This window comes from Cellvibrio sp. KY-GH-1 (assembly GCF_008806975.1).
Taxonomy (GTDB): domain Bacteria; phylum Pseudomonadota; class Gammaproteobacteria; order Pseudomonadales; family Cellvibrionaceae; genus Cellvibrio.
The window spans coordinates 2,039,872-2,054,936 of the sequence record NZ_CP031728.1; the positions used below are offsets into that span (position 1 = coordinate 2,039,872).

At 49.6% G+C, this 15,065-nt stretch carries 10 protein-coding genes; 3 read left to right on the forward strand and 7 right to left on the reverse strand.

All coding sequences use genetic code 11. The annotated features are described in order from the left end of the window. Positions 1 to 19: 19 nt before the first annotated feature. The 4 genes from pgl to pgi all read right to left on the reverse strand — a co-directional run bounded on the left by pgl (position 20) and on the right by pgi (position 6,006). Positions 20 to 730, reverse strand: a complete 711-nt coding sequence (gene pgl, locus D0C16_RS08855; RefSeq protein ID WP_151031982.1) for a 6-phosphogluconolactonase — start codon at positions 728 to 730, stop codon at positions 20 to 22. Continuing rightward, entirely contained in the window at positions 724 to 2,211 is a 1,488-nt protein-coding gene (gene zwf / locus D0C16_RS08860) for a glucose-6-phosphate dehydrogenase (protein ID WP_151031983.1), read from the reverse strand. Before zwf ends, pgl begins: the two co-directional genes overlap by 7 nt. 120 nt (positions 2,212 to 2,331) lie before the next feature. Continuing rightward, on the reverse strand, positions 2,332 to 4,164 hold the full coding sequence (gene edd / locus D0C16_RS08865) for a phosphogluconate dehydratase (RefSeq protein ID WP_151034857.1): 1,833 nt from the start codon (positions 4,162 to 4,164) through the stop codon (positions 2,332 to 2,334). Between the two features lie 177 nt (positions 4,165 to 4,341). After that, complete coding sequence (gene pgi, locus D0C16_RS08870) at positions 4,342 to 6,006, reverse strand: glucose-6-phosphate isomerase (RefSeq protein WP_151031984.1); 1,665 nt, start codon at positions 6,004 to 6,006, stop codon at positions 4,342 to 4,344. A 123-nt stretch (positions 6,007 to 6,129) separates the two neighbouring features. Between pgi and D0C16_RS08875 the strand changes: the two genes are divergently transcribed. Together D0C16_RS08875 and D0C16_RS08880 are read left to right on the forward strand one after the other, a co-directional pair. Next, the gene (locus tag D0C16_RS08875) at positions 6,130 to 6,375 is read left to right on the forward strand and encodes a hypothetical protein (protein ID WP_151031985.1); all 246 of its coding nucleotides are present in this window, start codon (positions 6,130 to 6,132) and stop codon (positions 6,373 to 6,375) included. Positions 6,376 to 6,571: 196 nt separating this feature from the next. Next, positions 6,572 to 7,672 (forward strand): beta-N-acetylglucosaminidase domain-containing protein, encoded by a 1,101-nt coding sequence (locus D0C16_RS08880; protein ID WP_151031986.1) that lies wholly within the window; start codon positions 6,572 to 6,574, stop codon positions 7,670 to 7,672. Between the two features lie 5 nt (positions 7,673 to 7,677). On the opposite strand, the gene D0C16_RS08885 is transcribed toward D0C16_RS08880, so the two are convergent. Then, positions 7,678 to 8,343: an alpha/beta hydrolase gene (locus D0C16_RS08885; protein WP_151031987.1), complete on the reverse strand. Its 666-nt coding sequence runs from the start codon at positions 8,341 to 8,343 to the stop codon at positions 7,678 to 7,680. Positions 8,344 to 8,518: 175 nt separating this feature from the next. Here D0C16_RS08885 and ppnN point away from each other — a divergent pair, with 175 nt between their 5' ends. Further along, positions 8,519 to 9,931 (forward strand): nucleotide 5'-monophosphate nucleosidase PpnN, encoded by a 1,413-nt coding sequence (gene ppnN / locus D0C16_RS08890; protein WP_151031988.1) that lies wholly within the window; start codon positions 8,519 to 8,521, stop codon positions 9,929 to 9,931. Between the two features lie 482 nt (positions 9,932 to 10,413). On the opposite strand, the gene D0C16_RS08895 is transcribed toward ppnN, so the two are convergent. After that, positions 10,414 to 11,661 (reverse strand): DUF1552 domain-containing protein, encoded by a 1,248-nt coding sequence (locus tag D0C16_RS08895; RefSeq protein WP_151031989.1) that lies wholly within the window; start codon positions 11,659 to 11,661, stop codon positions 10,414 to 10,416. A 42-nt stretch (positions 11,662 to 11,703) separates the two neighbouring features. Further along, on the reverse strand, positions 11,704 to 15,060 hold the full coding sequence (locus tag D0C16_RS08900) for a DUF1592 domain-containing protein (protein WP_151031990.1): 3,357 nt from the start codon (positions 15,058 to 15,060) through the stop codon (positions 11,704 to 11,706). Between the last annotated feature and the right edge of the window lie 5 nt (positions 15,061 to 15,065).

Genomic DNA, 15,065 nt, shown 5'->3' on the forward strand with positions numbered 1-15,065 from the left:
GTTCGGAATTTGCAATTAATTACGGCGCCCAGTAAACGACAACTGGCACTTGTTGCTGACGCAGCACAGCCCGAATTGGCATTTCCTTTACGTCACCGTCTGCTTGCGCCGCGCGCAATACCGCCAATTTTTCATCGCCGGTAATTAATAAAATGAGCACTTTGGAGCGCAGCAGCCCAGCAAGTGACAAGGTCATACGCTCGACAATTGCACCAGTGACTTCACTTTGCTGCGCAGTAATCGCTGCGCAAAGTTCATTGGACTCCGGATTTAATGCCTCATCCAATCCCTGTGCATAGGGGAAAAGAGACGCTGTGTGACCATCAGACCCCATACCTAAAATAGTGATATCGAAGGGTTGCGCTAATTGCTGATAAGCCGCTTCACAATCTGCCAAACCCTCAGCAGCCGTTTCTGCGGTATTTTTCATCCCCACCAAATTGGCTACAGCTGCTTTGTTTTGGATTAGGTGCTTAACCGTAAAAGCTTCATTGCTCTTGTCGTGATCAAAATCAACCCAGCGCTCGTCAACTAAAGCAACATAAACTGATTCCCAATCGAGATCGGAGTTGCTCAAAGCCTTGTAGAGCGGCTCAGGCGTACTGCCACCCGACACCATAAATGTAGCTTCACTACGGTCGTCGATAGCTGCACGCAAAGCACTTTCACATTCCGCTTGCAGCGCGGCGATCATTTCCGCGCGATTGTCGAATAAACGCTCGCTTACCATTCCTGATCAGCTCCCGACAGAACTTCATCAATGGAGAACCAACGGCGACGATCACTTGCCAGCATTTGCGCCGACGCTTGTGGACCCCAGCTGCCCGCCATATAGCCGTGCGGTTTGTTTTCTGGACGTTGCCAAGCTTCGATAATAGGATCGATCCACGCCCAAGCGGCATCAACTTCGGCACGATGAATAAACAAACTGGCATCGCCCGCGGCTGCATCCAACATTAAACGCTTGTAAGCATCCGAGTAAAAATCTTTATAGGTGTCAGCAAAATTCAGATTCAACACCACAGGGCGCAAATGGGTTTCATGTTTTTCCAGATCTTTGGACACCATGATGATCTTAATGCTTTCTTCCGGCTGCAGGCGAATAATCAAACGGTTAGGTGTAGCAGCTCCAGCTGACTCAGGATAAACACGGTGTGCAACATCTTTGTACTGGATAACGATTTCAGCAAAGCGCTGTTTCATGCGCTTGCCGGTACGCAGATAGAATGGCACGTTAGCCCAACGCGAGTTATCGATGTAAGCGCGGATAGCCACAAACGTTTCGGTGTTGCTTGGCTGACCCAGCTCATCCAAATAACCTGGAACCTGCTTTCCACTGAGCTCACCCGCCACATATTGGCCGCGCACGGTGTTGTATTTAACGGTATTGCCAGTCAATGGGCGCAGGCTCTCTAACACTTTCAATTTTTCAGCGCGAATACGCTCGGCAGTCATTTTGTTAGGTGACTCCATCGCCACCAAACACAACAATTGCAGGATGTGATTTTGCACCATATCGCGCAGCGCACCAGCGCCATCATAAAAGCTCGCACGCCCTTCCAAACCAACGGTTTCAGAAATGCTGATTTGCACATGATCGATTGATTTGGCGTCCCACAAATGCTCGAACATCCCGTTGGCAAAACGCAAGGCCAACAGGTTTTGTACGGTCTCTTTACCGAGATAATGATCGATACGGAAGATCGCGTCTTCACGGAAGTATTCAGCGATCTGGCTATTAATTTCTTCGGCAGTTTTCGCGTCGTAACCAAGCGGCTTTTCAACAACTACGCGCGCGGTATCAGTAATCAGTCCGGTTTCATGCAAATGCTTACAGCAAATGCTGAACACCGATGGCGGAGTAGACAGGTAGAACACGCGTTGGCTGTTGCCACCCGAATTCAGTAATTGCGCCAACGCATCCCAATGCTCGTCTTTAGTACCGATATCAACAAAAACCGGAAACAGGCATTTGGCGAATTCGTCCCAATCGGCCGCGACAAATTCTTCACCACCCAGATGCTTTTCAGCAGCATCACGCACCTTTTGCTTGTATTCGGCAACCATTTGGGTATTGCGACATGTCGGAATAATACGCGCGCTAGCTGGCAGAGAGCCTTCACGATGAGCGCGGTAAAGACCGGGAATCAATTTGCGCAAAGCCAAATCGCCAGCGCCCCCAAAAATGACAAAATCAAACGCTTCGAGCATGAGGAGTAATCCTGTTTATGAATCTGGACAGTGGATATACGTGAAAACGCCTTGTTAATATCCGGCGTATTTTTAAAACGAAGACCCCGAACAGAGGTTCGGGGTCGAAAATTTAACTGCTTACCAGTTAAACACCGTAGCTCCTTCTTCAGCCAAGCCCACCGAGGCGCGGAAAGGCGCAAACAGCTCGCGCCCCATACCGTAGTGAACATTAGTCAAATCACATTGGGCCGGTTGGCGTTTTGCCAATTCTTCATCGCTGACCAATAACTGCAAGGTTCCCGTTTCTGCGTCCAATTCAATCATATCGCCAGTTTGGATCAGGCCGATAAGGCCATTATCGAGCGCTTCCGGGGTCATGTGGATAGCCGCTGGAATCTTACCAGAGGCGCCGGACATACGGCCATCAGTAACCAACGCCACTTTGAAACCGCGATCCTGCAACACCCCCAGCGGAGGAGTGAGCTTGTGCAGTTCGGGCATGCCACAGGCTTTAGGGCCCTGGAAGCGAACCACCGCGACAAAATCTTTTTCCAGTTCGCCGCGCTTGAACGCCGTTTGAAGCTCTTCCTGACTCTGGAAAACAATTGCTGGGGCTTTCACCATGCGATGCTCGGCTTTCACTGCCGAAATTTTGATAACTGAGCGACCAATATTGCCTTTCAGCAAGCGCAGACCACCTTCAGGAGCAAACGGCTTGGACGCTGGGCGCAATACCGAATCATCCAGGCTTTCTGCTACTGCATCACGCCATACCAATTCGCCATTGTCCATGAACGGCTCTTTGGTGTAATGCGACAAACCACCCTCGGCACCCATGATGGTCTTCACATCGTCATGCAACAGGCCCGCAGCCCGCAGCTCGCGAATTAAATACCCCATACCACCAACCGCCTGGAAGCGGTTTACATCGGCAAGACCGTTAGGGTAGATACGGCACATGAGCGGGATTATATCCGAAATATCTGACAAATCCTGCCAATCAACAATCACACCCGCTGCACGAGCAATCGCCACTACGTGCATCGCATGATTGGTTGAACCACCGGTAGCCATCAAACCAACAATACCATTTACCACAGACTTTTCTGTGACAATGTCAGCGAGGGTTACACGGCTTTCAGCGCGAGTAATACGCGCCAATTGATGCACATGCGCGCGGGTCAAAGCATCGCGCATCTCGGTATAAGGGTTGATGAAAGTACTGCCGGGTAGATGCATACCCATGATTTCCATCAACATCTGGTTTGTGTTCGCCGTACCGTAAAAGGTACAGGTTCCAGCACTGTGATAAGAAGCGCTCTCCGCAGCCAACAGCTCTTTGCGCCCCACTTTACCTTCGGCGAACAGCTGGCGCGCTTTGGCTTTTTCGGCATTGGACAAACCGGGAGTCATTGGGCCTGCAGGGATAAAGACGATTGGTAATTGACCAAAGGACAATGCCCCCATCATCAAACCCGGAACAATCTTGTCGCACACACCAAGGCAAATCGCACCGTCGAACATGTCATGTGACAGCGCGATAGCGGTACTCATAGCAATTACATCGCGACTGAAGAGGGACATTTCCATTCCTGGAAAGCCTTGGGTGACGCCGTCACACATAGCCGGTACACCGCCCGCCATCTGTGCAGTCATGCCCATTTCTTTAGCTGCCGCCTTGATCGGCTCCAGATATTCGCCATAGGGGACATGGGCAGACAACATTTCGTTGTACGCAGAAACCACACCCAAGTTTGGCGCTTGACCTTCTGCCAGGGCTTCTTTGTCGGAAGCATTACAGGCAGCGAAACCGTGCGCGAGATTGGCACACCCTAAATGATGACGGGCTGGGCCGTTGCTGCGGAATTTATCGACGCGCGCCAGATAGGCGGCGCGGGTATTTTTGCTACGGGCGATAATACGCTCGGTAATTGCAACAAGTCTTGGATCTGTAGCTAACACGTCAGTCATGGGAATACCATTGCTCATTGGGTCTGTACCTGGCACAGGCATATCACCTGTGAAGCCTGCGCAACCTAGTTACGCACAGCGCCAGATACTTTGCCCGGCGCTTTGATAATGTCTCTCTTGGTACCCTGCACCTTGACGTTTGCCACAGTGAAGGTGCCGTTTTTCAAGCGTTAAAACTTATTCGCCCGCTTTTGCGCGCTTGTAAAAATCAATCAGATTGCGGGTTGAGGCATCATGGCTGGCACTGGTGCTTTTGGCCACATCCAACTCCGGCTGAATTCCAGCAGCCAACACCTTGCCCAATTCAACACCCCATTGATCAAAGGAGTGAATGCGCCAGATGATACCTTGTACAAAGATTTTGTGCTCATAAAGCGCAATCAGTGCACCCAGCGTACGAGCGTCAACCTTATTTAACAAAATGGTATTGGTTGGTCGATTACCGCGATGCACCTTGTGCTCAACGATTTCTTCGATACGCGCCGGACTAACCCCTTTGGCCGACAAGTCGCGCCTAACCTGATCAGCATCACTACCCAACATCAACGCTTGGGTCTGGGCGAAGAAGTTTGCCATTAGTGCATCATGATGACCTTCAACAGCAATATTTGGAGTTACCGAACCAATAAAATCTGCCGGGATAATGTCGGTACCTTGGTGCAACATCTGATAAAAGGCGTGCTGACCATTAATACCCACCTCTCCCCACACCAGTGGAACGCTGGCGTAAGAAATTTGCTCTCCAGCCCAGTTAACAGATTTGCCGTTACTCTCCATCTCCGCCTGCTGCATGTAAGCAGGGAAACGGTGCAAACACTGATCGTAGGGTAGTAACGCATGCGCGGGATAACCGAGGAAGTTGCGATTCCAGATCCCCACTAATGCGAGCATCACCGGCGCATTTTCCGCCAAAGGTGCTGTTTGGAAGTGCTGATCCATTTCGTAAGCGCCCTGCAGCAGCTCATCAAATAACTCATACCCCAAAAACAGAACTATCGGGAGACCAATCGCTGACCACAAAGAGAAGCGACCACCAACCCAATCCCACATATCAAAAATATTTTCTTCGGCGATACCAAATGCAGTCACCAGCTTGCGGTTAGTCGACACTGCCACAAAGTGCTTCGCAATAGCGGATTTGTCGCCCGCCGCCTTCATGAGCCACTGCTCCGCGGTACGGGCGTTCGTCATGGTTTCCTGTGTCGTAAAGGTCTTGGAGGAGATTACAAACAACGTAGTTTCTGGATTCAGCCCTTCCAACACTTCTGCAATCTGCACGCCATCAATATTAGAGGCAAAGTGGATATTGAAGCGCTTGTCGCTATAGGCTTTGAGTGCCTCGCAAGCCATCAGCGGGCCGAGGTTTGAACCACCAATACCAATACTAACGATATCCGTAATGGTCTTGCCGGTGTAACCGACCCAAGCACCAGAACGAAGCTTTTCGCTCAGTTTGCGCATACGCTCCAACTCGGCATTCACTGCCGGGCGAGCGTCTGCACCATCAATCATAATCGGGTTGACTGACTTATCGCGCAGGGCAACATGCATTACAGCGCGATCTTCGGTGGCATTGATGTGCTCACCGGCAAACATCCGGCTACGCCAGGCTTCTACCTCGGCATCTTTTGCCAGAGCGAGCAATGCGGCTTTAGTTTCGTCGGTAATCAGGTTTTTGGAGTAGTCAAACAGGAAATTGGGGAGTTGCAGGGAGAACTTGTCGAACCGCTTATCATCGGAAGCAAACAGCGCTTTCATGTGCTGTGATTTCAACTGATCTGCATGGGCACTTAAGGCCTTCCAGGATGGTAAGTCAGTAGGACGTAGATTTGGATTAGTCATTTACTACTCCGCAAACAAATTGCATAGATGGTATTCCTAAGAACAGGTGGTTGATTCCTATTGTCGTTGTTTCGTTAATGCTGTTAGTGGGGTACCAGAACCGAACTTGCAGGTCTACGCCTTTTGCAAACACTCAATTGCCGTTACTTATTTCGCCACCAGGGTGCTGGCACGAAAGCCAACCAAGGAAAGGATAAACTTCCTACAGCAAAACACCCTTGCACGCATACCATCCTAGATTTTTGCCTTAAAAAGAGAGAGTCTTATAAAAAGAAGCCAACTATTGAAACAACAGCAAAAGCTAAAAAATCCCTGAAAAAATTCAGCAGCAGCAAACAAAAATTGTCCGGCTCAAAAAGGCCGCTATGATAGGCAGATGGGTTTTAGGTGTCAATTAAACCACAAGCGACAACGCGCAGCCGCAACTGACAATTATCATGGAATTTACACAAAAAAAAATCCGCAAGAACTTCAATTGCACTGACGTTTTTTTGTATGAGCGCCTGATGCATTTTTAACTGCCACAAACAACAAACTCGCAATAAAATTAACCGGATATCGACTTATGCCTGAAAGCCCAAGCTCTGCGAATAAAATCCGTACAACCCCAATAGGCATCATTGAGGGTTTTTTCGGCAGACACTGGAGTTGGAGCGTACGAGACGCCTACGCGCAATTTCTTGCACAACATCAGTTCAATTTTTACATCTACGCACCAAAAAGCGACAAGCACTTACGCAAGCGCTGGCAACTGGATTGGCCTGTCACTGAAAGACAACAACTGCAAAAATTGCGGGCAATTTACAAGGATGCCGGTATCGAATTTGGTATTGGCTTAAGTCCCCATGAAATTTATCTGGATGCCACACGCGATCAACGCACAATGCTCACGCAACGAATTCGGCAAATTAATGAATTGACACCTGATATTCTCTGCATACTATTTGATGACATGCGCGGCGATATTCCTGGCTTGGCGCAAATTCAAATTGATATTGCCCATCAAGCCGCGCAAGTATCTACTGCAAAAAAAATAATTTTTTGCCCAACCTATTACAGCTTTGATCCTGTGCTGGAAAAAGTATTTGGGGCTATGCCGGAAAACTATTGGCAAACATTTGCTGAGCGTCTTGACCCAAAGATAGACATGTTCTGGACCGGGGAAAAAGTCTGCTCAATTGAATACGCTCAGTCGCATCTGGACCAAGTCACCACTCTGCTCGGACGAAAGCCGTTTTTATGGGATAACTATCCAGTAAATGACGGCGCCGTTAAGTCTAATTTTTTGCAGTTGCGCGCGCTTGATAAAACCCACGCACTACTGCCGGGCAATATTGCTGGCCATGCGATCAATCCAATGAATCAAGCATGGCTTTCACAAATTCCACTCGCCAGTTTACCCAAAGCTTATGAGTTACAAGGCAACTACAACCCCAAACAAGTCTTCGAAGAACTTTGCACAGAAGTATGCGGAGATCAACTCGCAACACAACTAAAAAAAGATATTTCACAACTGCAAGACAAAGGCTTAAAAAACTTAACGAACAGTGAAAAAGAAAATTTGCGCAATACTTATCAAAAATTTTTGCCCAATCCATTTGCACAGGAAATTGTTGATTGGCTCGATGGCGAGTATCAATTTGATCCCGCCTGCCTAACTGAATAGCCAAATCAAGCCAGGCGCTCTTGCAACCAGCGCGATATTGAAATGACTTGCTCACCACAGAGCGTATGCTCCATCGCATAGGTTTCATAATTGACATTAGCACCAAACCCTTGCGTAAACTGGAAGGCGCGCTCACCTAATAATGGAGACACCACCGGGTCGCGAGTACCATGCTGAATCAGCAATGGAGTAGTTTTGTTTGTATCGTCAATTTGAATACTACTATGCGTTGCAAAATAACTGGATAACACCAGAAAACCGGCGAGTGTTTTATTAAATGTGTAACCCGCCTGATACACCACTGCCCCGCCCTGCGAAAAGCCGGCAAGAATAATTCGCTCGGCAGAAACACCGCGCTCAATCTCGCGAAGAATTAAATTATGAACCGCTTTTGCACTCGCAACGAGTTGAGCCTCATCAATTTTTCGTTCCAGATTCATTTCCAGAATGTCGTACCAGGCAGGCATAAAATAACCGCCATTCACAGTGACCGGAATTTGTGGCGCATGAGGGAAGATAAAACGAATCGACAATGATCCTGGCAACTGCAACTCGGGAACCAACGGCGCGAAATCATGCCCATCGGCGCCCAAACCGTGCAACCAAATTACACTGGCAGTCACCGGCACACTTGGAGAGTTCTCCACTTCAACACAAGGCAAATAGCCCATAAGCACCTCATTTCGATTAATTTTTGCACTACCCAATAAATTTATCCGCTTTTTTGACGCTTTGTCAGGCGGAGAGACAAACGCAGCATACACAGCTAACAAAATAACACTACACTAGTAGCAACTGCCTTAGAAATATTACCGACCAGCGCATCACTGGATGCTAAGGAATACCATGAGCAACCTTAATCCGAATCAACCTGAACTCCACGCCAACGGCGAGTACAAAACGATAGACGCATTAATTTCCCCTATCGACCAATTGAATATCCTTTCCAAAATGGAAGTGGCAAAACTGTTGGATTCCAGCCAGAGCGGCTTATATAAATTATTTCGCAGCTGCTCACTCGCCGTACTCAATACCGGTAACGATCTGGACGATGGCAAAGAGTTGCTGGAGCGTTACAAGGATTTTGATATCAGTATTGTGCAAGAAGAACGCGGTATTAAACTCGCCGTAAAAAATGCGCCGACCAATGCCTTCGTCGATGACAAAATGATTCGCGGCATCAGTGAACATCTTTTTACCGTATTGCGCGATGTGATTTATACCAACGACGAAATTAACGGCAATCCTAAATTTAATTTGTCCAGTTCGGAAGGTATTACCGATGCAGTATTCCACATGCTGCGTAATGCTAATTTATTAAAGCCGGGATTGGACCCGAATCTGGTGGTCTGCTGGGGCGGTCACTCTATTAATCGCATCGAATACGATTACACCAAGGAAGTCGGCTACCAATTGGGTTTGCGCGGCTTGGATATCTGTACCGGCTGCGGCCCGGGCGCCATGAAAGGCCCGATGAAAGGTGCCACTATCGGCCACGCCAAACAACGTATCAATAACGGCCGTTATATCGGCATTACCGAACCGGGAATTATTGCCGCGGAGGCACCCAATCCAATTGTGAACCAGCTGGCAATCATGCCGGATATTGAAAAGCGGCTGGAAGCATTTGTGCGCTTGGGTCATGGCATTATTGTGTTCCCCGGCGGTGCAGGCACCACTGAAGAAATTCTTTATATCCTCGGTATTTTATTGCACCCGGAGAACAAAGATATCCCCTTCCCGCTGGTGTTTACTGGCCCGGAAAGCTCTGCCGAATATTTCAAACGTGTCGACAAGTTTATTGGCGATACCTTGGGGGCCGAAGCCCAGTCTCATTACAAAATTATCGTAAACGACCCCGATGAGGTCGCGCGCGAAATGAAAGACGGTATTAAAAAGGTACGTGAATTTCGCAAACACAGCGATGATGCTTATTACTTCAATTGGCAACTGAAAATCAGCCCGGATTTACAGCAGCCGTTTATTCCTACCCACGACAATATGCGCAATCTGGAGCTGCACAAAAACCAGCCGGTAAACCAGTTGGCCGCCAATTTGCGTCGCGCCTTTTCAGGAATAGTGGCAGGTAACGTTAAAGAGGAAGGCATTTGCGCGATTGAGAGATTCGGGCACTTTGAGTTGCATGGCGACTACGAAATCATGCACCCGGTAGACGAGCTGCTTGAGTCCTTTGCACGTCAAAGCCGAATGAAACTTCCCGGCAGGGAGTACATACCCTGCTATAAGGTTATAAAGTAATGGTGATTTTATAATTTCAGTTATAGGTTGTAGTCAATTTCCTACAAAACTTAGCGAAATATGCGACTAGTTCGTCAGCCGCCAAGTCTGGATAATGGGAACCATCAAGGAAGTAGACAATGATGTGCGCTGGCCAGGAAAGGTCAATGGATGCGCCCACCTGTTAAGGAAGCGATGCCTCGGGAGGCATCAAAGGATTGCACTAGCGCAGGAGGAAAGGCGGTCAGGGATACGAAAGGAAACTCGTCGCAAATTTTGACTACTTCGACCTAGGGACAGATTCAGTATGGGGCCGCTTATGCGGCCCCAACTCATTTATGGCCCTAAAGAAGCTCTATCAAATCCATTTCCCTTTTTCAGACGATAAAAAAGCCAGCGACAAAGTGGCTCTCCTACACACCTCGCAACCGGCTGAATGAAACATCCCTGTTTCCAGCATTGGCAGCCCGAGTTGGCAGACTGCCCGCCGTCGTTATTAAGCCTTAAAACAAACCAGAGATGGTGGTGCCACTCCAGTTTCTGAACTGACTGCCGTTGGTCCCCTGATTGGCTTTCAGGCGCACACCAACAGTTTGGAACAGGTTAACCTGACTCAGGCCACCCACATCAATCACACCACCACGCACACCGCCACCGGCTACCAGCATTGGACAATTTTGGCCACCGTGAGCGTCAACGTTCCCCATGTCAGACACCTGGGTTACCACAGTCGAGTCCATCAACCCCTTGGCTAACAACTTATCCAACAACTGCTGGGTCAACGACATGTAGTAAGTCACATCCTGATCGTAGTAACCGGCGTAGCTTGGGTTACCCTGATTGTGGTGTGAGTCGTGCGAAGGTCTCGGCGTGTAAACGCCTTGAGTGTTTTTGATCATGGCACCGTCAAGTACATGGGTATGCTCATCAGTACCAAAGGCCAACGAAACTGAGTACGACAAATTACAGCTCAGCGCCAAAACAGCAATGTCAGTCATAAGACGTGACGTCGCGTCAAAACCTACGGCGCTAGTGTTGCTGATCGTAGGGCACGAGCCGCCCGTATTAGTTGAACTAATGGTGCTCTCCAATTCGCGAATAGCGTTGAAATGGCTATCGAGCTTGTCCTTTTCGTGTTGGCCCAACTTGGTTTTCAGTTCGTTGACCGCCTTGTAGTGCACATCGACCAGCGATTTACGCGGAGCAACTGCGCCGCCGCCACCGCCACCTGTACCGCCAGCAAACAAGACATCCAACGCGGCTTGCGGACTAGTGATGGTAGGAATGCCGTTAGAATCACGCGACAGCTCTGAAACAGGTGTTGTTCCCAGATTCAACCATTTCACCGGTGCGTTTGAGTTTGCGCTCAGGGTTTTACCCAAATTCACATCAAAGCTTTGCTTACCCCAAGGGTTTGGGTCGTTGAAACGGTTAAACATAACCCCGTGACCACCATTCATCATGGTGGCGTTCTTCAACAGCGCAATGCGACCGGCTGCATAATGACTTTGCAGCGGTGCCGTCTGTATTGGCAAAGTACTGCCGGTTGGGAAGAACTTGGCCGGGGTACAACCTCCGGGCATGAACACAGCTACGGATTTACCTGGGCCGGTTTGCGCTTCGGCAACGCGCGCCATCAGTACGCCTGCGAGCATACTCGAAGCCTGAATTGCGCCTAGTGCAATACCCGAACGTTTAACTGCACCCAGGAAATCCCGGCGTTCTTTATCGAAGCAATCTTTATATCTCATTTTTTTGACTCCAATTCGTTTACAAGGAGAATGGAGCGCGCCTTAGCGCGCCCACTCCTGCCGGTAGATCACAGAATCCAGCGCAGGAATTTCCTGCAGCATGGCGCGCGGTCCGCTGGTATTGAGCACGTTGGTTAACTTCTCAATATTGCAGCGATAGGCGGTTTTCTCGGCATCAGACATGTTGAAAGGCACTTCACGAGTCTTGTCCTTGTCGATCAGGAAGAGCGAACTCACGCCACTGCTGAAGCTGACGAACTGAGTTGCCAGACAGGCTTTGGCTTGTTTGGAAATATCGGGTTGCTCAACCATCAGACGAGCCAGATCTTTCGCGCCGTTGAAGACAATCTCAGGTTTGTAAATCACGCGGTCCGGATCATTGGTAAATTGCAACTTCTGATAGGGCGAGAAGAACACTGCTGACGCATCGATCGCATTGCCCCTTAAGTCTGATGTGCGCACGCGACCGGTTGCATCGAAGTTTTCCATACCGCCGCCCAGTGGGTTAATAATTTCCAAGTGGCAGTTAGAACAGGTCGTTGGCTCGGTGATTTTGTCCGCGATCATACGTTCAGTCGTTTTTGGATCAGCGAAGAAGGCAGCGTGTTTCTTAGCCAGCGCTTCACGGTCCAAAGAAACTCCTGATGGTGGTTCAGGAATATCCTGACACATCAACTTACGGCGTACGGCAACTGCACGGGTAATCAAGTTGGCATCGTTGTCACGGGCATATCGCGACATGAACGCACCGGATACCAAAATACCGCCGCGATCGCTGGTGTTAGCTTTCACAAAGCCGTCCGCATCGGCAGTACCGCTGTAGGTCAGACCGTAGTGAGTCGCCAAACGTTGGTTAACGTAGGTGAAGTTGGGGTTGTAAACCGTTGCGAAGGTCGACGTTGAATCCAACACGGCTGCCGAGAAGTTCTTACCCAACTCCAACTGCATATCGCCGGCCAGAGTTGCGAAGTTAGCAACGCCCACTTTATTTTGAGTGGCCAGTTTTTCGGTACCCAACCAACGGTTAACCAACTCACCCATCAACACTTTGGTGTTAGCGGAGTTCATCAAGGTTGCTGCTTGAGCGCGAATGCCGGCTGCAGTGTTCAAGTCACCGCGCGCTGCTGCCGCAATCAAATTCGCGTCTGGAGTAGAACCCGTGAAGGTATATGCCAGATAAGTCGCAATTTCGTAAGCGTTCAGCTTGTAGATGCTGCCACTAGACAATTCACCCAACTCCGAGCGATACAGGAATTGCGGTGAAGACAACATTGCGGCCAACGCTACTTTCATGCCTTCTGCTTCAGTCCGACCATCAGCAGTACCCTTGGCCAACGCCAGGTAATCTGTTTTTTCTGTGGCAGACAGTGGGCGACGGAAAATACGTTGACCCAAATCGGTTACCAGCTTGTCGGTACAACCTGCAGCGCCTGGAGTACAGGCCAGCACAGCATTCCAGCGGGTCGCCACATCGTCCGCAATACGTTCAGCGGTCGATACGTAAGAGGTATAACGCGCGCTATCGACCAACAACTGATTGTTGTTTTGGAAAGCACCAGAAATTGCATCGTCAGGTAAACGGGAAATTACATCCTGCTGATAATTCACCAGATCGCGAACGGAACGTTGATACTCTGCACGAGTCAACAAACGCAGCACACGTTGACCGGGTGCAGTTGCGGTACTCGGGCAGGAGAATGACGCAATGCTGTTGTCCGGAATACCATCAGACGGTGCGCGTTTGGTGAACAGGAAGGCTTCCAGATCTGCTGCGTTTTGCGCGGTCAGACTGCCAGCTTCCCCTTGCGGCATGTACTTGGCAATGTAATCGCGCAAGGCCAACTGCTCGCCCTTGGTTTGATAGTAATACGCGCGATTCGGATTAACTGGAATCGCGAAGCTACCGTCAGTAAATTTCTCGGTATCACCGTGACAGCCATAGCAACGCTGCTGCCAGAGACTGGAGCCGTTTGCTGCATTCCCAACAATCGGACCGGCACTGCTGGAGCTACCGACGGACGAGCGAACCGATGAGCTTACGGATGAGACAGAAGAAGTAACCGAGGTTGAACTTGCAGATGAGCTTGAACCGTTATCGATAACCAGCGTAATAGGCGCAGTCGCCGCGGATGGAATACTGTCGGTGTAGCTCAGTACTTTATAGTCATAGCTGCCAGACAAGGTCAGCGCGTCCATATAGCTAACGCTGTTAGCGCTCAGATTACTTGCTGTCGCCCAGCGGCCGTCTGCCCCTTTACGACGAACCAGAAAGCCGGTTTCGTTGCTGCTGACGTCTGCCCAGTTCAAGCTGGTGCCAGACGCAACTACAGTTCCAGTCAATCCGGAAGGAGTAATCGGCGCAGTAGGCAAGCTGATAGCGGGCACATTGGTTGGGTTATCACCCTTCAGGAACATTTTGAAATAAACCGGTACCTTTTCACCGATAGTGCTCAAACTTGCGATCGCACGTAGCGCTTCCACGCCCGCTGCCATATCAAAATCAACCGAGTTAATGACGATAGGCTTACGTGGCGACACGCTGATGCTGTTGTTGGCATGCTTCATCAAAACCGCATCAAATACGATGGATTTTACTACGCCGTGCAACACCAGATTACCAGTTACGCTTTGCACTTTGATACTGCCGGGAGCCTGAGCATCTAACGCTGCCAGATCCAACTGGGTAGTGAAATGCAGATTTGGCAGGTAAGCAGATTCAAACAACATACTTTGCATGCGCGGGTCACGCACCGTGTTGTTAGTACTGATACTCGATAGCGGAATAGTTAGAGTGGCAAGACCTGACGAGGACACTGTGCCCTGCAGCTGGGTGAAGGTAAAGTTCTCCGGAGTTTCGACACCAGCAGTACTCTTTTTCACTGAGGTGAAATAGAAGTTGGAGTTCGCGGTATCCAGCAACCAGCGCGCTGCATTAACTGGCGCTACGCTGGAAGAAGCCGAACTAACCACACTACTTGCAACACTGCTTGCTACGCTGCTGCTGGAGGCTGTACCGCCACATGCAACACCATTCAGTGTGTACCCAACTGGCGCCGCACCAGGGTTAGTTGCGATATAACCAAAAGAAACCGTACCACTTGCTGGAAGATTACCGTTGTAACCCACATTCTTCACACACACTTTATTGCCGGTCTGGGTATAGGTACCCTCCCACAGACTGGACACAGTTTCACTACCAGCAAAATTCCAGCACAATTCCCAACTGGTTTTAGCCGCGCCGGTATTGGTTACTGTTACTTTGTACTGGGCGCCTGAACCCCAGTTGTTTTCGGTTTGAAGGCCGATGCTACAAGCTCCCTGAGCAATTGCCGCACTTGAGGCCATAAGACCCAGGGCAATCCCGCTGGAGAGCATCGATACTTGCAGTAATTTTTTCATGATAA

What these genes read in the sequence shown, in the direction of transcription:
- pgl (WP_151031982.1), bottom strand. Translation starts at nt 730, where the DNA reads ATGGTAAGCGAGCGTTTATTCGACAATCGCGCGGAAATGATCGCCGCG.
- zwf (WP_151031983.1), bottom strand. Translation starts at nt 2,211, where the DNA reads ATGCTCGAAGCGTTTGATTTTGTCATTTTTGGGGGCGCTGGCGATTTG.
- edd (WP_151034857.1), bottom strand. Translation starts at nt 4,164, where the DNA reads ATGACTGACGTGTTAGCTACAGATCCAAGACTTGTTGCAATTACCGAG.
- pgi (WP_151031984.1), bottom strand. Translation starts at nt 6,006, where the DNA reads ATGACTAATCCAAATCTACGTCCTACTGACTTACCATCCTGGAAGGCC.
- D0C16_RS08880 (WP_151031986.1), top strand. Translation starts at nt 6,572, where the DNA reads ATGCCTGAAAGCCCAAGCTCTGCGAATAAAATCCGTACAACCCCAATA.
- D0C16_RS08885 (WP_151031987.1), bottom strand. Translation starts at nt 8,343, where the DNA reads ATGGGCTATTTGCCTTGTGTTGAAGTGGAGAACTCTCCAAGTGTGCCG.
- ppnN (WP_151031988.1), top strand. Translation starts at nt 8,519, where the DNA reads ATGAGCAACCTTAATCCGAATCAACCTGAACTCCACGCCAACGGCGAG.
- D0C16_RS08895 (WP_151031989.1), bottom strand. Translation starts at nt 11,661, where the DNA reads ATGAGATATAAAGATTGCTTCGATAAAGAACGCCGGGATTTCCTGGGT.
- D0C16_RS08900 (WP_151031990.1), bottom strand. Translation starts at nt 15,060, where the DNA reads ATGAAAAAATTACTGCAAGTATCGATGCTCTCCAGCGGGATTGCCCTG.